The organism is Streptococcus sp. GMD1S (genome assembly GCF_000296875.1).
In the GTDB taxonomy this organism is placed as follows: domain Bacteria; phylum Bacillota; class Bacilli; order Lactobacillales; family Streptococcaceae; genus Streptococcus.
Window position 1 is genome coordinate 1 of sequence record NZ_AJQY01000429.1, and the last position, 560, is coordinate 560.

The following is a 560-nucleotide window of genomic DNA, read 5'->3' on the forward strand; positions in this document are numbered from 1 at the left end:
GGGGGAACTGGTTCAGGTAAATCAAGCTTGGTGCAAGTCTTACTTGGTCTTTATCCGGCAGACAAGGGAAGTATTGACCTTTATCGAAATGGACGTAGTCCTCGTAATCTTGAGCAATGGCGGTCTTGGATTGCCTATGTGCCTCAAAAAGTCGAACTTTTTAAGGGAACTATTCGTTCCAACTTGACTCTGGGTTTCAATCAAGAAGTATCTGACCAAGAACTCTGGCAGGCCTTGGAGATTGCGCAAGCTAAGGATTTTGTCAGTGAAAAGGAAGGACTCTTGGATGCCCTGGTTGAGGCTGGAGGTCGAAATTTCTCAGGTGGACAAAAACAAAGGCTGTCTATCGCACGTGCAGTCTTGCGCCAAGCTCCATTTCTCATCTTAGATGATGCGACCTCGGCCCTCGACACCATTACCGAGTCCAATCTCTTGAAAGCTATCCGAGAGAATTTGCCAAACACGAGTTTAATCTTGATTTCTCAACGGACTTCGACACTTCGTATGGCTGACCAGATTCTCCTCTTGGAAAAAGGTGAGTTACTAGCTGTTGGCAAGCA

The 560-nt window shown here is 46.4% G+C and carries 1 protein-coding gene; it reads left to right on the top strand.

Annotated features, from left to right (window positions below; all coding sequences use genetic code 11):
- Positions 1-560: ATP-binding cassette domain-containing protein (locus GMD1S_RS10805; protein WP_000441910.1), on the top strand; the 560-nt coding region annotated here is incomplete at both ends.